This window comes from Paenibacillus sp. PvP094 (assembly GCF_040546835.1).
In the GTDB taxonomy this organism is placed as follows: Bacteria; Bacillota; Bacilli; order Paenibacillales; family Paenibacillaceae; genus Paenibacillus; species Paenibacillus illinoisensis.
This window is the reverse complement of the sequence record NZ_JBEPOM010000001.1, coordinates 5851038-5874749: the sequence shown is the minus strand read 5'-3', so window position 1 is coordinate 5874749 and position 23712 is coordinate 5851038. Positions and strand designations below refer to the sequence as shown.

The following is a 23712-nucleotide window of genomic DNA, read 5'->3' as shown; positions in this document are numbered from 1 at the left end:
AAGCGGTGATCTCGAATAATGAGATGACCGCTTGACATACGTTCAGCATTACAACCCTGCTTGCCGCTTCAGCCGTTCTGCAATCTGTAACAGATCTTCCGCAGAGACGCCAGGGGCGAATTCTTCCGGCAGGTCCGGCAGATCGGGAATAGCGCCACTGTGTCCGGGCAGCCCTGCGAATGCCTCCAGTTTTCCGCCATCTGTCGGATGTGTGCCTTTCCAGATCTGGGCGATGTTCTGATAGTCCTTGTCACTAAAAGTGTAAAGCCTGCGATGTTCGCCCATGGCTTCCCATTTCCGGGTCGTGTCAAACACCTTATTGTCCAGGCGTGGAATAGGGAACATCTTGGTCACATCAACGCCGGTTGCAATCTGCAGCGCTTTGGCATAGGCAAGAATATGTACGCCGCCACGAACGAGCAAATAACCGGTCATCTCCCGGGCAGTTGGATGATCCGTCATCTCGTACACTCTCATCTTGTGGGTACGTGCACCGCATTCGAGGAAAAAATTATGCAGCAGGTCGAAGATCAGATTGCCGCTGTTCACGACATATGAACCGTTCCAGGGTCTACCCATGGAATCAAAGGGGAGCGCTGTCTGAGCCGATTCAATGAAATGTGAAGTGATACGAGCATCCTTACCTGCACGAAGCGGGGTGGTGTCAGGGTCTCCCGGAGCAGTAGTGCCAACCAGCATCAGATTAATGGTATTGGCGACAAGCTCCACATGACCAAATTCTTCAGCCGTAATACTTGCCACAATGTCATAAAAGGCACGCAGCTTTTTTTTGCCCCGAAAGTTGAAGGATTGAAACATATAGTTGTTTAACGTGGACATCTCGCCGAACTTTCCACCAAGCAGTTCCTGGACTGCGCTTGCTCCATTGGGGTCCGGGTTATTGGAGATCGGCAGTTCAATTGCAAGGCGGTCTACCCGTTTAAACATGATTTTGCCTCCTCAAGCCAAATTACTGTAAAGGTATGAGGCATGACTTGTACGTTATTCGGACTTTGGTCAAAACAAAAACGTTCTGTCAGAGCCTTGCTCTGAACAGAACGTTCGCATTTGTGACTTAAGACGTTTGACCAACGACACTGGTACCGTTCTTCGTTATTTTATAGGTGAGCACCTCGCCACTCCAGAAGTGGAATTTGAGAATAACCTCACCATCATTCGTTTCGTTGAAGAAGTTTGGTTTCAGTTCAATGATATTGCGGCTATAATCCGGGCTAAAGGTGTAAGAGAACTCCTTGAAGGATGTCCAGTTTTGCGGCCCGGCGTTACCTCCGGTGGCATACGTCGCTTCCATCGTGGCCAGCTGGTTTCCGTTAAACGTGGTTGGAATTGCAAAAGAATCGGTAGTTCCTGTAACATCGCCCAGCACAGGCGTATCATACGTAATGATATTCAGGTTCCAGTCGGCGCCTTTATTGAATTTCGCCGTAAGCTTCGCATTGACACCAAGATTGCCGGAAGCGGTCAGTTTGGTTAACAGACTGGATTTAAGAGTCAGCACGTCATCCTTAATCGTGTAATCCTTGCCTTTAGACAGTTTCTTGTTACCGTTAGCCAGGGATTTGAAGGTGTTTCCATTCAGATTCAAGCGGATCGTTTGATCTTGAACGGCTGCTCCTTTTTTGAGATGGACCAGATCGGATTCGGCTGTGGACGAACGACCTTTCCAGCTCGCTTTCATCGTATTATAGAGATCAGGGTCAGACCAAGTATAGTTTGTACGACTGAAATGCTGCCCGTTATCCCACAGCATGGTAGTCATCTTCTTTTGACGCAGATACTGTCCAACGAATTCGAAGAATTTCAGTTTCTCACCTTGTTCGATGACACCGGTATGCTGGTCGAAGCCCAGCAAGCCATATTCACCAACAATAACTGGTATACCTTTGGCTACAAAAGCGTTGTATACACGATCGAATGTATCCGTGATGTCTTTTTGCACTTCTTCATTAAACTTGGTAAAACCAGCGATGTTCACACTAAATGGCCAGAAGCCATAATAGTGAACTGTCGCAATAATGTTAGGATCGTTTAATTTCGTGATCGTCTCATTTAATGCATCCAGATCGGCTTGTGCGGATGAGGTGTGCATTGTCGGGAGTACGAGTGGACGTGTCTTGTTGTTTCCGCCAGAAGACCTTACAATTTGATGAAAAGAAGTATTAAGCTCATCGAGCATACGGTACCCGACTGCGGCATCTGTTGTTCCGCCTTCTGTGAAACGGGGCTCGTTAATACTTTCGAACATCAGCTTGGAAGGAGCATTTTTAAATTGTTTCGCAATCTGGGTCCATACGGAATTATAGCGTGCTAGCACAGGATCATGATCCTTCTCCATGTAACTGACCCATCGCCAGGAATCATGGTGGATGTTAAGCATGACATAGAGATTGGCATCGAGTGCCCAATCCACAACTTCCTGTACACGGTTCATGTAGGCAGGATCGATGGTGTAGTCGGGTGCGTCGCCGATGTGGGCTTCCCAGGTCACAGGAATGCGAATGCTCTTATAACCTTGCTTCGCAATCTGCTTGATCAGTTCCTTGGTAATCCGCGGGTTACCCCAGGCCGTCTCATCTTCGCCCACAGCGTCGAGCGAATTACCCAAATTCCAGCCCGGTTCCATGGCGCTGACGTAGGACTGGATTTTGGTTGGGGCAGCAGGTTTACTTGGCTTGCCTTTGTGATCAGGAGCTGCAGAGGCCATGGCAGAAGAGAACAGAGACAGAATCAGTGCGGTGACCAGTGTGAGGGATAGAACATTTTTACGATTTTTCTTCATTAACAGTGTCTCCTTCATTCTTGGAATAGTTGAACTGATGAATTATGCTTGCTCAGATGGAGAAAAAGCTCAGTTATAAAACAGTCCAGACAGGGTTTACGAAGAAAGGATCACCTCCAGAATATGTATTGAAAGCGTTTTCGTAGATGTTAATATAACATAGAATAAAAGAAGCGAATACCCTCACAATTGGAACAGAAATCAGTTGTAAATTAGTGATCCATTACACGAATACTAGAATGAATGAACTATTCGTATATGAAAGCATGAGTTTTCGAAGAGAAGCGGGCTTTAATGTGTAGATATGTTCTATGCAATGAGAGATATGTTTCTATGACTGGAGTGCAGGGTTCTTTAAAATGAAGATATCGTTAGCAAAATCAGCCATCCAGCTGTATTAACAGGGTGATATAATAAGTTCACCAGAGGGCAGCAAAAGGAGTCGGTTCATATGCGGAAGTGGCTGGGATGGATGATCCCCCACAAGCTCAAATACCGTTTGTTTGCAGGGTTCGCTCTAGTCATTCTGCTTCCATTCAGTATTCTCAATTTGTACAACTACGAAAAAATTGAATCGCTTGTGCAGCAGAAGATCAGTGAACAGAGTCATGAACAGCTGGATAATCTTCACCAGTCGCTGGAAGATCAGCTCAGTATCGCTTTCAAAACATTGATCTTCCTGGAACAGGATTCCGAGGTTCGCCGAATTCTGCAAAATCCTGGCGAGCGCAACGTCCTGGACAACAAGGAGCGTATGGAGGACAAATTCAAAGGTTTGAATAACAGCTTTTTTCTCTACAATCCATCGGTTTATTTTACGCTGCTCGACGAAGACGGGCATATCTACACTTCATATCAGCCCAAGGTCCCGCTAGATTATGATACCGTTGCCTCGGATCGTTCCTTCTTGGCCCTTCAGGATAGCGGAACCTCATATGTGTGGACATCGAACGATGAGAATTACGTATCCCGTGATGTGACCAGGAGCCCAACCCTGTTATCCTTGTACGCCAAACTCCGTGACCGGAATAACAATACATACGGACTGGCAAGAATCAGCATCGATTTCTCCTACTGGTTTCAGTCTGTATTGCAGAAGTCCGAGAGTGACCAGCTCTACTTTATCATGACCCGCCAGGGCGAAGTGATTGCTCGTTCCAACTCCGAATCTAAGCTGCCCGGTGAAGTTATTCGGGAGGTTTCCCGCGAGCCTAGTAATGGATACTGGACTGACAAGTCAAGTGAGTCACTCATTAACTATAGTTATCTGCCTTCACTGGATTGGTATATGATAAACCGTATTCCCTTACAATTGCTGTTTGGTGAGATTGAAAGCCTGAAGAAGCATTATTTCGCAACTTTTTATGCCATTACGGCCCTTTTTATTGCTATTGCTTTCATGATTGCTTATACATTTACAAGGCCGTTATCCCGTCTACAGGTCAAGATGAAAGAAGCGGTTGGCAAGGATCTCCGCATTCGGCTGCCAGAGGAGAATCACCGGGGAGAGGTGCTGGATCTTACACGGACCTTCAATACGATGATGGTAGACATGAACCGACTGGTTCAACAGCTTCGTGCTGAAGAAAGGCAGAAGGATGCCGTCCATTTTCAGATGCTTCTAGCTCAGATGAATCCACATTTTCTGCTCAATACGCTCAATACACTGAAATGGATTGGCCTGCGGAACGGGAACGAAGAAACGGTGGAAATATGTCTTTCACTCGGTAAACTGCTGGAAACCAGCCTCAATTCAGATGTGGATCTCATTCTCCTTCGCGATGAAATGGATCTGACGCGAGCTTTTCTGTATATCCAACAAGTCAGATATGGAAATGTGTTTGACATAGAGTTCAGTTATGACGAAGAGCTGCTATATGCTCTGGTTCCCAAGCTCAGTCTGCAGCCATTGATTGACAATGCGATTCGCCACGGGATTGGCAATATGGCAGAGGGAGGCAGGATACAGATCCGGATGTTTAGAAATCCAGCTGTGCCTGATCGTTTAACGCTGGAGGTCGAGGATAACGGGGTAGGAATGGATCATTCGAAGAATAACAGGGAGCAGGGTCGTCAGAGACCGAGTATTGGGCTGCAGAATATCAGGGAGCGACTAAGACTTCTATTCAAGGACAAAGGCGAGCTCGAGGTGATCTCGTTGGAACAGGGGACATTGTGCCGGATTCATCTGCCTGTTTTGCTGTCCGAACCATATGCGAACCAAAACCTGGGCAACAAGAATGACGAGGATTAACGGAATGGAGGGACTACAATGTGGAAAGTATTACTGGTGGAAGATGAGACATTCGTCCGGGAGTCTGTGAAGGAGATCATTCGTTGGGAGGACATGGGGTTCACGCTAGCCGGAGAAGCAAGCAATGGATTGGAAGCGTTACCAATGATTAAGCAGGACCCTCCGGATCTTGTTCTGTGTGACATTGTCATGCCGCAGATGGACGGACTAATGTTACTTCAGGAAACAAGGAAGGCTGGCATCCAATCCAAATTTGTCATGCTGACATGTATGGGCGATTTTGAATCCATGCGGCAGGCCATGGAATATGGCGCCTCTAATTACATTCTGAAGTTGTCGATGAGTGTGAAGGATTTGCGGGAAACCCTTGTTAAGGTGAGCAAGGAATTATCGAATAACGGGGTGCCACAAGAGCGAGCCATTCGTCCCGCATCCACAGCGCCCAAGGAGAAAATTACGCATCCGGAAGTGAATAAGATCATCCAATACATTGAACAGCATTATGATCAGGATATTACACTGAAGTTCCTCGCACGTTACGTCATGATGGGTGAAAACTACGTGAGTGCCCTGTTTAAAAAGAAGACCGGGGAGACGCTGATTCATTATTTGCATCGAACACGAATTAACAAAGCGATCGAGTACCTGACGGATACCGATTGGCCTGTGAACCAGATTGGCCACCAGGTCGGTTTTATGAACGATAATTATTTTATCAAAATCTTTAAACGAATGACGGGTACAACCCCGAGTCAATATCGTCATCAGAAATAGAACAAAATGATTTGACTGAAGGATGATAACGGTTTCAAATGTGTATTTCTGTTCCATGGCAATCATGATTCTGTTACTTACGACCATTCTCACTCATTTGCTATCCTTAAGTTGCAAACTTCAATCCAGAATTTACGAGGGGGTCGTCTCTTGGTGAGAAAAAAAGGCTTGGTTGCACGAATGGTATCACTTGTCCTTGTTGTGGGCATGATCGCAGGTTGTTCCAATGATTCAGGTTCCAATGCTCAGACCGGTGCGTCTGACAATTCGGGTGATACAGTCAAACTGAAAATGTGGGGAGGCGTACCGCCTGAAGCGGGGCCGCAGGCAGTCATCGATGTGTGGAACAAGGAGCATCCCGAAACACAGATTGAATATGTGCGTTATGTGAATGATGATGAAGGCAATCTTAAACTGGATACGGCCATCATGACAGGTCAGGATGTGGATTTATTTGTGAACTATACGATTTCCCATACGGCCAAGAGGGTGGCATCCGGTGCTGCTGCTGACCTGAGTTCCTTCACCGACTACAACATCGACGAGAAAATGGGTCCTGATGCGGAGGGCTGGAAAATTGACGGAAAGTATTATGGTGTCCCTACCACGAAGAGCACCTATTTCGTGGCACTGAACAAGGAAGCACTCGATGCGGCCAATCTGCCTGTTCCGAAGGACTGGACCTGGGATGAGATGAGAGAATATGCGAAAAAGCTAAAAAATGATAGTGGATATGGGTTCATTCAAAACACAGAACCGTTCGTTGATTCGATGGATTCCGTCCTGTCACAGGAAGGGTATATCAAGGCAGACGGAACGTCTAACCTGGATCATCCCATGGTGAGAAAGTGGTTGGAAACCCTGAATGCCATGATGGCTGAGGATAAAACGACACCGCCGCTCGGAGAGCAGCTGACATCGAAAATGCCTGTGGAGCAGATGTTTCTGAGCGGGGAAGTACCTATGCTTAACATTGGGGCATGGCTTCTCCGCAGCTCGAACAATTTTACCGATTACCCGCGGGATTTCACCATCGCCTTCGCACCGGTACCGCGTTTGTCTGAAGATAAGGAAGGCTATGTCATGCGAGGTGGACTGGGAGATTACATCTCCATTAATGCCAAATCGAAACATCAGGAAGCAGCCTGGGAATTTCTGAAGTGGTATGCGGATGGCGGCATGGCCCCAATGGCTGAGGGAGGACGATTCCCAGCTTCCAAGGATGCAGATCAGGATAAGGCGCTGGAGAGCATGCTTGGAGACAAGAAAGATACGTATGATCTGGAGTCACTCATGTATGTCATGTTTAATTATCAAACGCCAACCTATGTCCGGACTGTGCCTCAGGAAGTGATGGATTTGCGAGCGCAGGAGTACGAAAAGTATTTTCTGGGCGTACAGGATCTGGATACAACGATCTCCGCAATGGTTTCCAGACATAATGATTATCTCAAGACGGCCAAATAAAAAGAGCAACATCATTCGTGTACTCCGAAAGGTTGAAATATCGAGACTGCTCCAGATTTATGGTGGCAGTCTCTTTGTTTTGACAGCGGATGGATAGGCATTTGCAGAATAGAACAAATTGATGTTTTTGAATGATCGGACCGCCTGTGGCAAAGCATTTTTTGCATCATTCTGTTTTATGAACAAGGTGGATTTGTTACTTATGGGAACATTGCCGGGTTGGTAGACTTGGGTTATCCCTGGAAGAAACGAGGCGAAGAACAATGCATAACAACTGGATGAGAAGACAGCGCATGCTGGGATATATTTTTGTCGGTCCAAACATGCTGGGAGTTCTGCTTTTTTTCCTGATCCCGGCCATCTACTCTTTTGGTCTCATGTTTACGGATTACAAATTTATGAACCCAGATATGACGTTTATAGGCTTGGACAATATCAAGCGATTGATGAAAGACCCGCTGTTCTTTCTATCCTTGCGTAATACCCTGATATTTTTGCTCGCCGTACCTGTCTCGATTGTGCTTGGTTTTATTGTAGCCGTCATCCTGAATCAAAAGATCTATCTGAAAAAGCTGCTGCGCGGGTTGTACTTTATGCCTTATATCACGAGCGGAGTAGCTGTGGCATTTGTCTGGATGCTGCTGTTTCAGCCCAATCAGGGACCAATCAACGGTTTCTTGCGCAGTATTGGCGTAGATAACCCACCGGGATGGCTTTCCACGACAACCACCTCCATGTACGCCATCGATATCATCTGGATCTGGTTTATGCTGGGCTACAACATGATTATTTACCTTGCTGCCTTACAGGAAGTGTCATCTGAGCTGCTGGAAGCAGCCAAGATCGATGGAGCCAGACCGCTTCAGATTTTGCGCAGAATCATATGGCCTCTGGTAAGTCCAACCACATTTCTGCTGCTAATTACCGGACTGATCATGGCTATCAAAACGTTCGGAATCATTCAGGCCACAACACAGGGGGGACCTGGTAATAGTACAACCATCCTGTCTCTGTATGTATACCAGAATGCGTTTCGTTATTACGACATGGGATACGCCGCTACGGTCTCCTGGGCACTGTTCGCCATTATTCTGCTGATTACTGTTCTTCAGTGGGTAGGGCAAAAACGCTGGGTCCATTACTAATCTAAAAAGGGGGACGGGAAGTATGGAACTCAAAAAACGTCTATCCATTGTGCAGCCTGGCAGTTTGTTCATCACCATCATTATGCTGGCACTGGCTATTGTCATGATTATTCCTTTTCTTTGGATGATAAGCACTTCTCTAAAGACGCCTATGGAAGTTTTCAAATATCCCATTGAGTGGATTCCGTCCAATCTGACATGGGAGCATCATCAAAAAGTATGGTCCGGTGCCAAAAGCTTCGGTACGTATTATTTGAATTCACTCAAGATATCCATCATTGGCATGGTAGGCGCAACATTTCTTTCCGCTTTTGCAGCATACGGATTCGCCCGGATTGATTTCAAGGGTCGGAATGCACTGTTTCTGCTCTATCTGTCGATGATGATGATTCCGCCGCAAGTGCTCTTCGTTCCGAAGTTCATCATGTTTGAGTGGGCGGGAATCTATAATACACATCTGGCATTGATCCTGCCTGGTTTGTTCACCATTTTCGGAGTGTTCATGCTTCGTCAGTTCTTCCTGTCCATTCCGAATGAAATATCCGAGTCAGCCTTTATTGATGGAGCGGGACATTTCCGCATATTCTTTCGCCTGATCTTGCCACTTGCCAAGCCGGCACTGGCCACACTGGCTATTATTGATTTTTCCTGGCAGTGGAACGACTATGAGAATGCACTTGTGTTTCTCATCGACGAGAATCTGTATACGGTACCTCTGGGACTGCAAAATTTCATATTGGAAAATACGGTGGATTATAATGGCATGATGGCTGCTGCTTCAGCGGGGATTATCCCCATGATCATTGTATTTGCTATAGGGCAGCGTTATATCATTCAGGGCTTGACCAATTCTGCCGTGAAAGGGTGATGAACATGAGAACAGAACAGATTACCAGTGACATTACGATTGTCGGGGCCGGGCTCTCAGGCATCTGTGCTGCCATCGCAGCGGCGAGATTGGGAAGTACGGTGGCCCTAATTAATAACCGGCCTGTGCTTGGCGGTAATTCAAGCAGTGAAGTAAGGGTGTGGGTTTGCGGAGCAACAGCACACGGAACGAACCGGTATGCCCGGGAGACGGGCATCATGGGAGAGCTGTTCCTGGAGAACCAGTACTGCAATCCGGAAGGGAATCCCTATTTGTGGGATCTGGTTCTTTTGGAAGCCGTTCGAGCGGAAGAACGGATCAGCCTGTTTCTGAATACGGATGTACACGAGGTGGAAGCAGAAGGAACGGAGGAAGACCGCCATATTCGATCGGTGACGGGGTGGATGATGGGATCGGAACGGCGCATTCGCTTTGAAAGTCCGGTGTTTCTTGATTGTTCAGGAGACGGCTTAGTCGGATTTCTGGCTGGAGCCCGCTATCGTCTGGGACGTGAGGCGGCACATGAATATGGAGAAGAGTGGGCACCTGAGACGGCTGATCAGATAACGCTGGGAAGTACGCTGCTATTCTACACACAGGATGCAGGTAGACCTGTTCGTTTCGTGCCTCCGTCCTTTGCCAAAAACATTGAGGAAACGCCCATTCCAATCAAACGTGTCATTCGCAGCGGTGATTCAGGCTGTCATTATTGGTGGATCGAATGGGGAGGGGAACTGGACACGGTTCATGAGAATGAACGGATCCGGGATGAACTCTGGTCGGTCATTTATGGCATCTGGGATTATATTAAAAATTCAGGGCAGTTTGATGCAGAAACGATGACACTGGAATGGGTGGGTTCCATTCCGGGGAAACGAGAATACAGACGTTTTATGGGAGATTATGTACTCAACCAAAATGATATTCTAGCTCAGGAACCTTTTGCCGACCGGATTGCTTTTGGCGGGTGGTCCATTGATCTGCATCCACCACAAGGCATGTACGCCGAAGCCAGCGGTTCCAAGCATATGCATGCCGATGGCATCTATCATATTCCTTATCGCTCACTTTATTCGGCGAATGTGTCGAACCTGCTCTTTGCGGGAAGAAATGTAAGTGCTTCACATGTGGCCTTCGGTACGACAAGAGTTATGGCAACCTGTGCGGTGATGGGTGAAGCTGCCGGGACTGCTGCTGCGCTCTGTGCAGCCAAGGGGGTATCCCCGCGATTGATCCATAACCAGCATCTGAAGGAATTGCAGCAAACGCTGCTGCGACAGGATGCATCGGTCATCGGATTGCAAAATGAAGACAGGCAGGACCTTGCCCCTAAGGCTGTAGTAACTGCTTCAACAGCGTGTATGACCATTGCAATTGATCAACCGGTAGCGTCCTACCGATTGGAGAGAGATATCGGAATTCTTTTTCCCATTGATCCTTCGCTTCAGGGGATGGAGCTACTGGTATCGGCAGAGGAAGATACAGAGCTCCAAGTAGAGCTCTGGGATACAGGTCGGGAAGAGAACTACGTTCCAGCAAAACAGATTGCCGAAAGGACCATTCGTGTAACTAAGGGTGAAGAGCAATGGATTCATGTCAGCATCCAATGGGAGCCTGCCCATTCGCAGAATGCATTTGTTGTTATCAGGCAGAATGACAGAATTAGACTCTATCAATCCAATCAGCAAGTAACCGGTGTGTTGTCCTTTGAGAAGGGTGCTACCCCGCACGCGGTCGCTTCCCTTGAGGATCACGATGAGTCTCAGCCCGTTGTTGCCTGGAGCATGAAGGCACTGAACCGCAAACCATTTTGTTTTAAAATTACAGGAAAGACAGATGCTTATCTGCCGGAAAAAGTAATCGATGGCTATAAACGCCCTTATGGCGGCCCTCATTCCTGGATGTCTCTTCCTCTGTATGAGAACGAAAACGGTGAAGCCTGGGTGGAGTTGGAGTGGGAGCATGCGGTGTCTATCCGTGAGATTCTTCTGACATGGAATGATGATGTGAATGAAGATCTCATTAATCTGCATCATCACCGGACTCCGTTCGAGATCATTCCGGAGCTCGTAAAAGCGTACCGGATCGAAGCAGAGGTGGAAGGCAAACGGGTTCTGGTTCAATCCGTCAAGGATAATCGCAGGCGTACTAACCGTATTGCGTTGAATCACTTTGTGTCGACAAGAAATCTGCGCATCATTGTTGAGGAGACCAACGGAGGTCCCTGTGCCGAGTTGATTGAAGTCCGTGTATATTCCTAAAAAGGCAGCGCCGTCGGCGCTGCCTTTTCATTTATATTTGTTTCGAATGAACGGTTTGAGGCAGATTCATGGAATTATTTTTTTACATGGAAAACGGCCGTAGACAGGAGCATTAATTCTACGATTTGAGTACTCATATATTGGGGAGTGTTGGGGAAGTCCTCTTCAATCCACCGAATCAACAGTCCAGCAACCCCATGAGCGCGGTAGATAAACAGCCATTTCGGATCAATCCGTGATCCTTCTTCCAGTTCATATTCATATTCAGCGACAAACAGGTCTTCAATCGTCTTCGCCAACTGGTATCGAAAATCAACCTGGATATGATCACTAAGCAGCAGCTTATATATAGAAGCATGTTCTTTCAAATACAGAAACAACGTGATGTCCTCGGTGTGCATTTCTTTCAGGTTCACTCTCGTTATGTACCGATACGGATGCTTGATCTGATTAACAAATTCTTCAAGAACATCCTGAATAATTTCACCTAGCAGATCCTCTTTGGTTGCAAAATTGGCATAAAATGTTCCTCGATTATAGCTCGCTTCCCTTACAATCTCCGAAATGGAGATCTGATGAAAAGGTTTATCCTGAAGTAAACGCAAAAACGTATGTTTAATATCGGATTTGGAGCGAAGTATTCGCTTGTCCAACTGCACGGTCATCTTATATTCACCTCTATAATAGTATGGTTGAATTGTCATGATGACGCAACTTAATGAACAGAATGTCATGTTTTGTACATTAACATACAGTTAAGGACATATTACGGATTGAATAAGGCTAGTGATATGGATATATTGAGGATTGTTTAGCATTCATATTAAATTGGAGGTATTCTTTATTATGACATTTCCCGTTTTGGAAGGAAAAGTAGCAATCGTAACAGGAGCAGCCATGGGCATGGGCGAAGCAACGGCCAAACTGTTTGCAGCAGCCAAAGCCAAAGTTGTGGTAGCGGATTTTAACGAAGAAAAGGGACAAGCTGTCGTGGAAGCAATCCGTGCGGAAGGCGGTGAATCCGCTTTCGTGAAAGTGGACATTTCCAAAACCGAAGAAGTACAGGCTATGGTTAAATTTGCAGTGGATACATACGGACAACTGGATGTGGCTGTGAACAATGCCGCCCTTACTCCGGATGACAAGCCAGCAGCGGAATTTGACGAAGCCTATTGGCACCGCTTGATGTCGGTTGACCTGACAGGTACGGCGCTTTGTATGAAATATGAGCTTCAGCAGATGCTGAAACAAGGCAAGGGCGGATCCATCATTAACATTTCGTCTGTGAGCGGATTCCGTCCGCAACCAAACAACATCGCTTATGTTGCTGCCAAACACGGTGTTGTTGGAATGACCAAGGTTGCCGCAATGGAGAACGGACCGCACAATATCCGTGTCAACACGGTTGCGCCAGGCGCGATCGACACGCCGATGCTGCGTGGTGCGCTGGATCAATTCGGCTTCACGGCTGAAGAGTATGCACCGCAGCTCAGTTTGCTGAATCGTTTTGGACAACCTAACGAGATTGCTCAAGCGAGTCTGTGGCTGGCATCCGATGCATCTTCTTACGTGACTGGCACGACAATTCACGCCGATGCAGGTTATACATCTCGTTAAATATCTCGGTTCGCTAACTGGTAGTTAGAGCTAGGGAGCAAGAATCACCTTCATGATTCATTTCATTAGCAAAGTTCCTCATTATATTTAAAAGTCGTTTCCTGCGTGGATGTAAGTACCTTCCTGCACGCGGAAACGACTTTTTGGGTTGAGTAGTTTTTTTATGATATGTGTTCCTTAGGAATCGGCCTTCACAATGGTCGAATTCAGATTACCTGTCAGTCGCTGCGGCGGGAATACCATACGAACCGGCGCGATAATGATTGCAGCAAAGAGTGCTTTGATCAGATCTCCGATAATGTAAGGATAGAAACCTTGAATCATGGCTTCCGGAAGAGACATTTTATAGGCATAAGCCAGCCACGGTACGCCTGAGACATAGATCAGCAACGATCCAAACAGTTCAAACACGACAAATGCCAGTAGATAACCGCCGATTCCTCTCAGCTTGATTCGTGCCAGCAGCAATCCAATGAGCAGGGCGGCGAAAGGCCACATCATGACGTATCCGCCTGTAGGACCTAGGAGTACGGCGAGGCCGCCGGCCCCGTGCAGAAGCGGGAACCCGAGAGCAGTCAAAATAACGACCAGAGCAATACTTAGAAAACCGTATAACGGGCCCAGTAATCCTCCCGCCAGCATGACGGCAAGCGTCTGCAGCGTAATAGGGACGGGTGAGAAACCGATGGGAATACTTATGTAACCAAAAAGAACGAGTATAGCTGCCATGAGTGCACTAAATACAATACCCCGCAAAGATAACTTCATGATTGAACAATCCTTTCGATTTTGGTAATCTTATTGTTAACCAAAACAAGAAGATGTGGTTAACGATTTGGATCGTACCACAAAAGAAGCAAAAGGGAAAGGACCAAATTTCGATGCAGGACGTTATGCCTTTAATTGCACTAGAACATGCACGAGTCCATTATGCGGCCGAATCCGGCCAAGTTCGCAAGGCAGTCGATGGGGTTTCCCTGAACGTATATCCCGGGGAATGGATTAGTATTGTGGGAGCCAATGGTAGCGGGAAAAGTACACTGGCCGCAGTGCTGATCGGCTTCACACAACTATCAGGCGGAACAAGACAGGCGGCTCCTGAGCTTGCCGTTCGCGGAGTGCTTCAGCAGCCTGATGCGCAGGTGCTTGGAGATACGATTGAGGAAGAATTTCATTTCAGTCTATCTCCGTTCGTTGATTCAGTAGAGGAACAATTACGGCGTAGAGAAGACGCTTTACATATGGTTGGCCTTCAATATTCCCCGGACACAGCTATATCTCGTCTGTCTGGCGGCCAAAAGCAGCTGCTCAATATTGCGGTAGCCCTGGCCTCGAAGCCGGATGTTCTTGTCCTCGATGAACCTACGGCTATGCTGGATCCGGGAGCGAGAGAGCGGATAGAATCCATTGTGGAATCTGTCGTCCGGCAAGGAACTGCAGTTATCTGGATTACGCATCACTTGGAAGAAGCAACTCTAAGTACTCGGATTATGGCTATGGAACAAGGAAAATGTGTATATGATGGGGTACCATCGTCATTTTTCTATGGAAGCACGGTCGAGACTAGCCCGGCAACCATGGCTGAGGGACGTACACCCTGTGAGCGACTGAGACTGGACCCACCCTTTACAGTAAAAACAGCTCTCCTTCTCAAACAGCAAGGTTTTCTGAATCAAACCGCTACACCACTCCGGCCAGAACAACTGGTGAAGGAGGCTGCCCGATGACTATTGGACTAGATCACCTAACCGTAGAAGCGCCTGAATCCGGAACGCGGGCACTTTTGCAGGACATTTCCATCCAGTTTAACAGCGGTGATATAACCCTGTTATTAGGCTGCACAGGATCCGGTAAAACCACTCTATTGCAGACCATAGCAGGTCTTAAACCGCCAAGTGCTGGTCAAATTGCATTAAACGGTGAACCTTTCTGGCAAAATGGCAAGGTACCGCGGTATATTTTGCTGCAGATGGGATTGGTGTTCCAGTTTCCCGAGCAGCAGCTATTTGCCCGAAGCATTCAACGGGAATTCTCGTACTCGCTTCGCCCGTACCCACTATCGGATGAACAAAAGAAACGCCAGATGACCGAGTCGCTTATACAATGGGATCCGCCAACGGATCCAGATGAGATGAAGCAGCGCTTCAATCCGGATAGATCTCCTTTTGCGCTGAGCGGGGGTGAACGAAGAAGACTCGGCCTCGCGCTCGGGACGGCAACGAAGCCTGAGTGGCTGCTGCTAGATGAACCGAGCGCCGGATTGGAAGCACAGAGCGTTTTGCTTCTGCTTGACGTGCTTAAACGGCACCGGGACGCAGGCAAGGGAGCAATTGTGGCCATGCACGACCTGGATACATTTTTGCCGATTGCGGATCGTGTTCTTTTGCTGCGAGAAGGGCAGTTGATTGCGGATCTTACACCGAGAGAACTTCATAGGCAACCCGAACTGCTCGTAGCGGCAGAGATCGGGTTGCCGCCTTCCATGCGACTTGCCCAGCAGTTCAGAGCAGCTGGCATTGAATTGCCCACGGCATTAACGCCAGAGGAGATGGCTGCAAGTATTGCTCAGTCCTCATTTGCTGCGTCGGATAAGCTATACCGGCAGGGGAAGCAGACAAGTGTGCCAGAGACAAGTGAACCGAGCCAGCAAGAGTTGGCAAAAATGGAGCGTTCCATTGAAGCTCAAGTGGCAGTTCCACCCAATGACCTCTACCGTAATATGGACCCGCGTCTCAAATGGCTGCTGTATATTCTGCTCGTAACCGCAGCAATGCTGCAGCACCGCTGGATCGGGTTATCCCTCACACTGGTACCGGTCGTATTGGCGCTAAGTATATTGCCCCGTCAGACTCTGGCAGGCTGCTTGAAGTTAATGAAGCCCTTATTGCTGTTCTTCATCATATCTACGGCGTTGTCCGGGACCACGCTTGAAACAGAAGGAGGGAGTCTACGCTTCGGTTTTTCCTTGCACCAGGCAGAGGCAACACTCCTGAATGTGTATCGTTTGTTTATCGTTACTTTGGCGAGTCTATGGTTTTCGCTAACCACGCCTTATGGCCGAATGGTGGAAGGGCTAAACTGGGTGCTGGGCATAGGCAAAAAAATCAGGCTGCCTGTTGCTTCGTTTGCACTTGCCGTTTCATTGATCTTCCGGTTTATCCCGATGATCTGGAGCGAGTGGCAGCGCTTCTCTCTTATCGTCCGGTCACGCGGTAAAGCTGCCCTGAAACCCAATACGGTTCGGGTTCGGGACATCGGACCGATGGTTATCCCCTTATTAATGTCGTTATTGCAGCGAGCGGAAGATATGACGATTGCCATGGAGATGCGGAAAGTGCGGGAAAATCCCATGGTTGGTGTACGTTCTACCCTGTTGGTATGGTCCAAAAGGGATACGATCATCTGTTGTATTGGACTTATTGTATTTGTTTTGTTTATATCGATACGTAAGTGATGACGAGAGAGCACAGCGCAGATTCATTCTATGAATCAAGGCATGAAACGCAGTGTTTTCCAGGGATGATGCATAAATGGTACGGTTTTCGCTCAAAATAGACGTGCTTTGGATACCTCAAGGCGGATATGGAGGGACGAACGATGAAGGACAAATTTTTGCACGAAGAACGGCGCGAATATACCGATCTGTCTACGGTGGAGTCGCAGCGGAATGATCTCGCACTGGAGGAGTTTCCCGAAGGCCCCTACGGCTCATCGTTACTGTCAGAATCACTTGGAAAGAGTTCGCCGTGGCGAGTGGATCAGCGATCCGCACATCGGTTTGACTATGAGAATCACGAGCTTCATGAAGGGGAAGTACGGGATTATCCAGGTCAGGATGTCTTCGACGAATCGGTTCCTGATCGCGTTACGAAGCCCCAATATTCGGAATAATCGGAGCGGTTCATCGTATACAAAAATAAATCACAGCCTCCTGGCAGAATGCTCTGCTGGGGGGCTGTTTGGCGTTCACTTCAGTAAAAAAGAATCTACCGTTAATTCCACAATCTGGGTTATTATAGGTTTAGTTCAAAAAGACGTGAGAACAAACCGATGGAAAATGGGGGATGAAGAAATGAGAGAGATTGACTATAGCAATTATTTTTGGCAGGATGAGCAGATCAGGCTGCGTGCTCTGCGCGAGGAAGATTGGGAAGCTCATTATTATAATCGTTTTGATACACCTGCCCGTCGTCTGCTCGAATGTGCGGTGGAACTGCCGCCGACGTCTGCCGAGGCCAAACATTTTACAGAGAGCTTCTCCAATTTCTCCAGTACACATGGACGCATCATGTTCTCGATTGAGGATTGGCATGGAGAGTACGTTGGAGGCGCTAACATAAACAGTGTAGATGAGCGGAACGGCACATTTAGCATTGGAATTCAGGTGGATCGTGATCATCGGGGCAAAGGGATTGGAACGCGAGCCATTCGCATTATGCTGAAGTATGCCTTCTTCGAGAGAAGACTGAACAAATTTAACGATAGCGTCCTCGAAGGGAACGAACCTTCAGCAGCCATGATGAGAAAGCTGGGTTGCGTTCAGGAAGGTGTTCGACGCAAGGTCATTTACACGAATGGCAAATATCATGACATGATCTTGTTTGGTTTGACCAAGGACGAGTTCATGGAAAAGGAAGGAATGGTATGAGTATGGGTCCCCTATTGAATCGGATCGGTACAGTGTTTATACCCGTCCGTAACATTGAGCGTGCGCGAGATTGGTATTGTGACATCTTGGGCTTTCCTGCGGATGGCGAAATCCTATTCGGTCACTTATACATCCTTCCGATGCAGGGAACACAGATTGTGCTGGACAGCAAAATTTATGCGGAAGAGCATACGTTCAAAACGCCTGCATTCCATTTTGATACGGAAGATATTAAGGAAGCCTATGCGTATATGCAATCCAAGAATGTCAATCTAACGACACCAATTGAGCATGATCACTGGTTTAACTTTCAGGATCCGGATGGAAACATGTTAATGGTGTGCAAGTGTTAGCTCGTGAAATGCCTTTCAAAACGAATCGGAGCTTAGTCTCATGGAGACGTTCAACAATATCCATGCCATCGATGTCAATCATAAGGTGATACAGTCATGGAAACCGGAAAGTTAGTGTGGGTAAGGGATATGGTAAAGGAACATTTACGTGAGTAAGTCTATCTTAACAGAGGTGATGGAATGGAAGACAAACCTCAGCTTGTTTTGGATATAGCCGGGGTTCTGATTACGAATCTTTCCTCTTTATTTTGGCAGGAGCTTGCAGGTCATGCAGGAACAACTTTTCCTATATTTATTGAACAACTGAGCGCTATTCGGGTCGACCTCTGGACAGGGAAATTGAAAGAGGAACAGTTCTGGAGCTGGTTGCAATCCCAATACCCCAACATAGACAAAACCTATGCTTATGAATTGCTGGAGCGTACGACAGAAAAATTACCTGCGATACATTATCTTGAACGATGGAGTAAGCATGCTGATATACATCTGCTAAGTAATCATTGCCATGAATGGGTTAAACCGATATTGCTAGCGATCGAAAAGCACACCAAAAGCATTACCATTTCGAATCAGGTCGGATTCTGCAAACCCCAAAGAGAAATTTATGAAATCGTAGAATCTCACATGAACTTCAGAACTCATATTATATTTGTGGATGATCAATCGAAAAACTTTAAACCTGCTATGGAGCTGGGATGGGAAACAATGCTTGCAGACGAACAACATAATTGGATTGAAAAAATAGACCATAGACTTACCGAAGGTGCTTAGAATTGAAAAAAAATGAGTATTAAGCCAATAACCCTTTCACAGTCCTAAGGAGCTGGAAAGGGTTATTAGTCATGCTAATGATCAAAAGTTACCTCAGACAAAGGCAGCAAAATGGTAAACGTTGTTCCGCTGCCTAACTTGCTGTTCACCGCAATACTTCCGCCATGCGCTTCTACAATGGAACGTGTAATGGCTAGACCAAGGCCGGCGCCGCCTTCCTTTCTGGAACGGGAAGAGCTGGTCCGGTAGAAGCGTTCAAAAATATGCGGAAGATGTTCCGGTTCAATCCCGGTGCCGTTGTCTTTTATGGTCAGTTCGGCCTTGTTATGAACAGCATAAAGCGCCACAGTAATGGAACCGGATTCCGGGTGGGTATGCTGCACTGCATTGTGGAACAAATTGAGAACCACCTGCTTCAGCTTGTGCGGCTCAGCCATTATGGTTATACCGGCAGTCAGGTCGAAGTGTACATGGCGTTCCCGTGCCATCATGTTCAGCTGGGGCTGCATCTCCATCAGCAAATGATCCAGCTGAACAATCTCCTGTTCTTGCTTCGGAGCTTGATCTAGCTTGGTTAGCATAAGCAAATCTTCAACCAGTTTGTTAATTCGAACAGACTCCCCATACATGCTGTCGAGTGCCCTATACAGTTGTTCATGATTGGACGCTGCGCCTCGCTGGAGAACTTCAATGAATCCGTGGATGGACGTTAATGGAGTCCGCAGTTCATGGGAAGCATCGGACAGGAAACGCTGCATTTGTTCCTTGGATTCACGTTCCGCTTCAAATGATTGCTCGAGTCTTTCGAGCATGCCGTTGAACGACTGCGCGAGCTGATCTACCTCCTGTTGACCCTGCGTGGCGGGAAGACGTTCTGCCAAGCTGCCTGCATCGATCCGCTGGACGGTATCCACCATACTGGATAATGGAATCAGTGTACGGCGGAGCGTTTTGGTATAGAGAATGAGACCCGCGACCATCGCCAGAATGGATAACATGACGAAGATGAGCAGTTGTTTGACAATCAAATCTCTTAGTGGTTTCGTCGGGGTACCCATCTGAACCATGGAGAAATCCCGATTTCGCGGGCCAGGCGAGGCAAAAACGATCAATTGCTCACTGCCTGTTCGATCCGTCACGATCTGGTATGGAGCATGTCGTTTGTTCAATAATTGGTCCGTAATTGTTTTGTATTCGGCGGAAGTGAGCTGGGGTGCAGCCAGGCCGTCTTCTTTACCGAATATATCCTCGAATGTACCATTTTGATCGAATAGGGCAAGTGAACGATCGGGAATGTAGAGCATTCTGTTACCCGACACACGTGTATCCGTGCCTGCCTGTCCGGCAAATGGGTTGTTGAAGGACTCATTTCGCGAAGATAAGCCGAGCCAGACGGGAGGCATGGACATGATCTGCTCTTCCATCGTTTTCGCCTGATTGCGATACAGAAAGCTTTCCATAATCCAGAACTGAAGAAAGCCAATTAACAAGAATAAGGCTGCAAGAATAAACAAAGAGCGGGCGAGCAGCTGAGAACGGAGCGAACGGGGCAAGATCAATCGCTGCAGTCGTCCCAGAAGAGATTTGGTGGTTGGCTTCCTCGAATGACTCATCAGAGATCCACTCGGTATCCAACACCTCGAAGAGTGCGAATGAGTTTATGCTCTTTATCCCCAAGTTTGTCACGCAGTGATCGTATATAGACCTCGACAATATTTTCTTCTCCGCCAAAATCATACCCCCACACACGACTAAGAATTGTCGCCTTGCTTAGCACGATACCGTGGTTCAGCACAATAAACTTCAATAGTTCATATTCGGTAGGGGACAACTCAAGAATCTGATCATGATAGGTGATCTCCTTGCGCTGATCGTCGATTCGGAAGGGACCATGTGTTACGGCCCCAATAAGCAATGGAAACTGATTACGCAGCCTTGCCTGGATACGGGCGAGCAGCTCATCGAAGGCAAAGGGCTTGATCATATAATCGTCAGCACCAAGCCACAGACCTTTAACTCGATTCTCAACTTCGTCCTTGGCTGTAAGCATGATGACTCCAACCTGGGCTCCGGTCTTGCGCAGACGTTCAACCACCTTGAATCCATCCATTTCCGGCATCATGACGTCCAAAATGGCCATATGCGGACGAAACTCAAGTGCGAGTTCAAGTGCTGCAGCACCATCCGGAGCCGTGCGTACATCAAAACCCTCATTACTCAATCCAAGCTCCAAAAATTGCAAAATATGTGGTTCATCATCCGCCAAAAGGATTTTAATCCCGGTACTTAACTTCATAAGCGGGCATGCCTCCCTGTTAAATCCATCTATTGAATGCCCCAAAAAGCTGAGGGCTTTATGTTGTATTATCGCTTGCCAAGCTGAAAATTAGCTGAAAGGTTTGGAACTTATCCTCAGTTAACATTCAGCGGGGACTCATCCCAATTTTATTTTGGCATGTCACAATACAATCATGAAGAACGAGAAGGAGTGATTGACATTGAAACATGCCAAACGAAGGATTGATCTGGTCCTTCTGCCGATTGTCATATTGGCGGCAATTCTGAACGGATACGGGATTTGGAACGATCAATATGCCAATTCCTACTATACGACCGCCGTAGGGAGCATGCTGAGAAATTTCCACAATTTCTTCTATGCATCCCTTGATTCGGCTGGCTCCGTAACGGTAGATAAACCACCCGTCGTGTTTTGGATTCAGACGGCTTTTGCCTATGTTTTCGGATTGCATGGTTGGAGTGTTATTTTGCCGCAAGTGTTAGCGGGAATTGGTTCGGTACTGATTATTTATTTTATGGTTAAACCAACCTTTGGACTTGCTGCGGCACGTATTGCTGCTCTGGCCATGGCTACGGTTCCCGTTGTGGCGGCAGTAAGTCGTACCAACAATATCGACAGCATGCTGGTGTTTACACTATTGCTCGGTTCTTGGTTTTTGTTCAAAGGTACCAAGCAGGGCAGTCCGTGGCGGATCCTCGTAGCATTTGGCCTTATTGGACTGGCATTTAACATGAAAATGCTTCAGGCCTACATGATTCTTCCGGCATTTTATATCTTCTACCTGTTTGCATTCCAGGCGAAATGGAGAAAGAAGATCCTTCTGCTTATTGGCAGTACCGCAGTACTGGCAGTTGTTTCCCTATCCTGGGCAGTGACGGTCGATTCTATTCCGGAAAGTCAGCGGCCTTACATAGGAAGCAGCGAAACCAATTCGGTGCTGGAGCTTGCTTTTGGCTATAACGGTCTGTCCCGACTTACAGGTCAGCAGAACAGAACCGCTGGTGCAGGCATGCCTAACATGGCAGATGATAGAAACCGTGATGATGCTTCAGCACCAGCCTCGGATTCTGATTCATCAGACAACTCCGTTGCTGCAGGCAACCCTTCAAGCGACGGTTCAACGCGTGAGATGGGGCAAATGAACGGAATGAATTTCCCGCAAGGCGGACAGTTGCCGAACGGCGCTGAAATGCCAAACGGAAGGAATTTCGGCGGTGGCAATGGTGGCGGAATGGGTGGCATGTTCGGCACAGGGGAGAAAGGTGTGCTTCGATTGTTCCAGACTGAACTGTCGGGGCAGGCCAGCTGGCTTCTGCCAACGGCACTGCTGGGATGCATTGCTCTCTTTGCGGGGCTCAGACGGAGAAATATTACGATGAAACATAAGGAAGCTGCGTTTTGGCTGATCTGGTTGCTTCCGGTTGCAGCGTTCTTCAGTGTGGCTGGTTTCTTCCACCAATATTACCTGATCATGCTGGCCCCGCCAGTTGCAGCTTTGACCGGAGCCGGATTTGTAGCCATGTGGCAGGCCTATCGAGAACGTAACGGATGGCAAGCCTGGCTGCTTCCTCTTGCCGTTCTGCTTACGACGATCTTTGGCTGGTATATCATGCAGGTTTATGATGACACCATCGGTGCAGGCTGGTCGATCAGCGAACTCATTGCAGGCATTGTGATTACGCTCATCCTAATCGTAATGCTCAATCGTTCACATCAATGGAAGCAAGGCATCATCGTCACAGGGTTTATGGTTATGCTTATTGGTCCAGTCTATTGGGCATTCACGCCAATTACCTACGGCGGTAACAGCATGATTCCTGCCGCGGGTCCTACAGGTTCGAATGGAATGTTCGGCGGCATGGGCATGGCTATGGGAGGCAGACAAGGTGATCGAGATAGCGAGATGACTCTACCTAATTCTGCAAGTGATACAAATCCATCCTTCCCTGGTGCTTCTGGCAGCGGTGCTGCTGATGATAATTCAAGTACAGGAACACCTCCGGCATCTGGTGGAAACATGTTTGGCGGTGGTGGCATGGGAGCAGCTGGCGGACGAGGCGGAGCCGGAAACAGGAACGAAGAAGTAGATACAACAACACTGAATTATCTCAGAGAAAATAACACAGGAGAGACCTATCTTTTTGCAACGACAGACTATAACCAGGCAGCTCCATACATCATTGATGAGAACGAGGCAGTCATTACACTCGGAGGCTTCTCCGGTTCTGATCCGGTATATACCACGGAGGAACTGGCAGAGCTCGTGAAGAGCGGACAAGTGAAATACTTCATGGTTGGCGGCATGGGCGGCCGAGGAGGCAATTCGGATATCAGCAGCTGGATCATGGACCATGGTACCGAAATTCCGGCATCAGAGTGGATGTCAGGTACGGATAACGGGGCTGGCTTCGGCGGACAGAGCACCCTATACGAAGTGAAGTTATAGAGATGGTCA

The 23712-nt window shown here is 47.6% G+C and carries 20 protein-coding genes; 14 read left to right on the top strand and 6 right to left on the bottom strand.

The features are described from left to right. Positions 1-48: 48 nt before the first annotated feature. Both ABIC22_RS26545 and ABIC22_RS26540 read right to left on the bottom strand, forming a co-directional pair. A complete protein-coding gene (locus ABIC22_RS26545; RefSeq protein ID WP_095358352.1) occupies positions 49-948 on the bottom strand; it encodes a manganese catalase family protein in 900 nt (299 codons plus the stop codon). 127 nt (positions 949-1075) lie between these two features. Further along, positions 1076-2800 (bottom strand): cellulase family glycosylhydrolase, encoded by a 1725-nt coding sequence (locus ABIC22_RS26540; RefSeq protein WP_354485023.1) that lies wholly within the window; start codon positions 2798-2800, stop codon positions 1076-1078. Positions 2801-3251: 451 nt separating this feature from the next. On the opposite strand from ABIC22_RS26540, the gene ABIC22_RS26535 reads away from it, so the two are divergent. From ABIC22_RS26535 to ABIC22_RS26510, 6 genes are all read left to right on the top strand, one after another. Beyond that, the gene (locus ABIC22_RS26535) at positions 3252-5054 is read left to right on the top strand and encodes a sensor histidine kinase (RefSeq protein WP_354485021.1); all 1803 of its coding nucleotides are present in this window, start codon (positions 3252-3254) and stop codon (positions 5052-5054) included. An 18-nt stretch (positions 5055-5072) separates the two neighbouring features. Then, complete coding sequence (locus tag ABIC22_RS26530) at positions 5073-5828, top strand: response regulator transcription factor (protein WP_095358349.1); 756 nt, start codon at positions 5073-5075, stop codon at positions 5826-5828. Between the two features lie 153 nt (positions 5829-5981). Next, positions 5982-7295 carry an ABC transporter substrate-binding protein gene (locus tag ABIC22_RS26525; protein WP_354486109.1) on the top strand — a complete coding sequence of 438 codons (1314 nt, stop codon included), beginning with the start codon at positions 5982-5984 and terminating at the stop codon, positions 7293-7295. Positions 7296-7558: 263 nt separating this feature from the next. Then, a complete protein-coding gene (locus ABIC22_RS26520) occupies positions 7559-8440 on the top strand; it encodes a carbohydrate ABC transporter permease (protein ID WP_354485018.1) in 882 nt (293 codons plus the stop codon). Between the two features lie 22 nt (positions 8441-8462). Then, on the top strand, positions 8463-9308 hold the full coding sequence (locus ABIC22_RS26515) for a carbohydrate ABC transporter permease (RefSeq protein WP_127536008.1): 846 nt from the start codon (positions 8463-8465) through the stop codon (positions 9306-9308). A 5-nt stretch (positions 9309-9313) separates the two neighbouring features. Next, positions 9314-11569 (top strand): FAD-dependent oxidoreductase, encoded by a 2256-nt coding sequence (locus tag ABIC22_RS26510; RefSeq protein ID WP_354485016.1) that lies wholly within the window; start codon positions 9314-9316, stop codon positions 11567-11569. Between the two features lie 74 nt (positions 11570-11643). Here the strand turns inward: ABIC22_RS26510 and ABIC22_RS26505 are convergent, their stop codons facing one another. After that, positions 11644-12234, bottom strand: coding sequence for a TetR/AcrR family transcriptional regulator (locus ABIC22_RS26505; RefSeq protein WP_127536006.1), 591 nt, complete (start codon positions 12232-12234; stop codon positions 11644-11646). Positions 12235-12415: 181 nt separating this feature from the next. Here ABIC22_RS26505 and ABIC22_RS26500 point away from each other — a divergent pair, with 181 nt between their 5' ends. Further along, positions 12416-13186 (top strand): SDR family NAD(P)-dependent oxidoreductase, encoded by a 771-nt coding sequence (locus ABIC22_RS26500; RefSeq protein WP_127536005.1) that lies wholly within the window; start codon positions 12416-12418, stop codon positions 13184-13186. A gap of 177 nt (positions 13187-13363) precedes the next feature. Here ABIC22_RS26500 and ABIC22_RS26495 read toward each other — a convergent pair whose 3' ends face one another. Continuing rightward, entirely contained in the window at positions 13364-13954 is a 591-nt protein-coding gene (locus ABIC22_RS26495) for a biotin transporter BioY (RefSeq protein WP_127536004.1), read from the bottom strand. Between the two features lie 113 nt (positions 13955-14067). On the opposite strand from ABIC22_RS26495, the gene ABIC22_RS26490 reads away from it, so the two are divergent. The 6 genes from ABIC22_RS26490 to ABIC22_RS26465 all read left to right on the top strand — a co-directional run bounded on the left by ABIC22_RS26490 (position 14068) and on the right by ABIC22_RS26465 (position 18958). Then, on the top strand, positions 14068-14913 hold the full coding sequence (locus tag ABIC22_RS26490) for an ATP-binding cassette domain-containing protein (protein WP_246058063.1): 846 nt from the start codon (positions 14068-14070) through the stop codon (positions 14911-14913). Then, positions 14910-16640, top strand: coding sequence for an ATP-binding cassette domain-containing protein (locus ABIC22_RS26485; protein ID WP_354485012.1), 1731 nt, complete (start codon positions 14910-14912; stop codon positions 16638-16640). The genes ABIC22_RS26490 and ABIC22_RS26485 overlap by 4 nt, the downstream gene beginning before the upstream one ends. A 143-nt stretch (positions 16641-16783) precedes the next feature. After that, positions 16784-17077, top strand: coding sequence for a hypothetical protein (locus ABIC22_RS26480; protein ID WP_095287440.1), 294 nt, complete (start codon positions 16784-16786; stop codon positions 17075-17077). A 181-nt stretch (positions 17078-17258) separates the two neighbouring features. Next, a complete protein-coding gene (locus ABIC22_RS26475; protein WP_354485009.1) occupies positions 17259-17834 on the top strand; it encodes a GNAT family N-acetyltransferase in 576 nt (191 codons plus the stop codon). A 2-nt stretch (positions 17835-17836) separates the two neighbouring features. Then, complete coding sequence (locus ABIC22_RS26470) at positions 17837-18187, top strand: VOC family protein (protein WP_354486107.1); 351 nt, start codon at positions 17837-17839, stop codon at positions 18185-18187. Between the two features lie 180 nt (positions 18188-18367). Then, positions 18368-18958 (top strand): HAD-IA family hydrolase, encoded by a 591-nt coding sequence (locus ABIC22_RS26465; RefSeq protein WP_354485007.1) that lies wholly within the window; start codon positions 18368-18370, stop codon positions 18956-18958. Between the two features lie 74 nt (positions 18959-19032). Here the strand turns inward: ABIC22_RS26465 and ABIC22_RS26460 are convergent, their stop codons facing one another. Further along, positions 19033-20571, bottom strand: coding sequence for a sensor histidine kinase (locus ABIC22_RS26460; protein WP_354485005.1), 1539 nt, complete (start codon positions 20569-20571; stop codon positions 19033-19035). Continuing rightward, positions 20571-21254: a response regulator transcription factor gene (locus ABIC22_RS26455; RefSeq protein WP_354485003.1), complete on the bottom strand. Its 684-nt coding sequence runs from the start codon at positions 21252-21254 to the stop codon at positions 20571-20573. Before ABIC22_RS26455 ends, ABIC22_RS26460 begins: the two co-directional genes overlap by 1 nt. A gap of 196 nt (positions 21255-21450) precedes the next feature. On the opposite strand from ABIC22_RS26455, the gene ABIC22_RS26450 reads away from it, so the two are divergent. Continuing rightward, the gene (locus ABIC22_RS26450) at positions 21451-23703 is read left to right on the top strand and encodes a glycosyltransferase family 39 protein (RefSeq protein ID WP_483312567.1); all 2253 of its coding nucleotides are present in this window, start codon (positions 21451-21453) and stop codon (positions 23701-23703) included. Positions 23704-23712 lie beyond the last annotated feature (9 nt).

Bases quoted from the DNA above. Each gene is read 5' to 3' on its own strand.
- ABIC22_RS26545 (WP_095358352.1), bottom strand. From the start codon at position 948: ATGTTTAAACGGGTAGACCGCCTTGCAATTGAACTGCCGATCTCCAAT.
- ABIC22_RS26540 (WP_354485023.1), bottom strand. From the start codon at position 2,800: ATGAAGAAAAATCGTAAAAATGTTCTATCCCTCACACTGGTCACCGCA.
- ABIC22_RS26535 (WP_354485021.1), top strand. From the start codon at position 3,252: ATGCGGAAGTGGCTGGGATGGATGATCCCCCACAAGCTCAAATACCGT.
- ABIC22_RS26530 (WP_095358349.1), top strand. From the start codon at position 5,073: ATGTGGAAAGTATTACTGGTGGAAGATGAGACATTCGTCCGGGAGTCT.
- ABIC22_RS26520 (WP_354485018.1), top strand. From the start codon at position 7,559: ATGCATAACAACTGGATGAGAAGACAGCGCATGCTGGGATATATTTTT.
- ABIC22_RS26515 (WP_127536008.1), top strand. From the start codon at position 8,463: ATGGAACTCAAAAAACGTCTATCCATTGTGCAGCCTGGCAGTTTGTTC.
- ABIC22_RS26510 (WP_354485016.1), top strand. From the start codon at position 9,314: ATGAGAACAGAACAGATTACCAGTGACATTACGATTGTCGGGGCCGGG.
- ABIC22_RS26505 (WP_127536006.1), bottom strand. From the start codon at position 12,234: ATGACCGTGCAGTTGGACAAGCGAATACTTCGCTCCAAATCCGATATT.
- ABIC22_RS26500 (WP_127536005.1), top strand. From the start codon at position 12,416: ATGACATTTCCCGTTTTGGAAGGAAAAGTAGCAATCGTAACAGGAGCA.
- ABIC22_RS26495 (WP_127536004.1), bottom strand. From the start codon at position 13,954: ATGAAGTTATCTTTGCGGGGTATTGTATTTAGTGCACTCATGGCAGCT.
- ABIC22_RS26490 (WP_246058063.1), top strand. From the start codon at position 14,068: ATGCAGGACGTTATGCCTTTAATTGCACTAGAACATGCACGAGTCCAT.
- ABIC22_RS26485 (WP_354485012.1), top strand. From the start codon at position 14,910: ATGACTATTGGACTAGATCACCTAACCGTAGAAGCGCCTGAATCCGGA.
- ABIC22_RS26480 (WP_095287440.1), top strand. From the start codon at position 16,784: ATGAAGGACAAATTTTTGCACGAAGAACGGCGCGAATATACCGATCTG.
- ABIC22_RS26475 (WP_354485009.1), top strand. From the start codon at position 17,259: ATGAGAGAGATTGACTATAGCAATTATTTTTGGCAGGATGAGCAGATC.
- ABIC22_RS26470 (WP_354486107.1), top strand. From the start codon at position 17,837: ATGGGTCCCCTATTGAATCGGATCGGTACAGTGTTTATACCCGTCCGT.
- ABIC22_RS26465 (WP_354485007.1), top strand. From the start codon at position 18,368: ATGGAAGACAAACCTCAGCTTGTTTTGGATATAGCCGGGGTTCTGATT.
- ABIC22_RS26460 (WP_354485005.1), bottom strand. From the start codon at position 20,571: ATGAGTCATTCGAGGAAGCCAACCACCAAATCTCTTCTGGGACGACTG.
- ABIC22_RS26455 (WP_354485003.1), bottom strand. From the start codon at position 21,254: ATGAAGTTAAGTACCGGGATTAAAATCCTTTTGGCGGATGATGAACCA.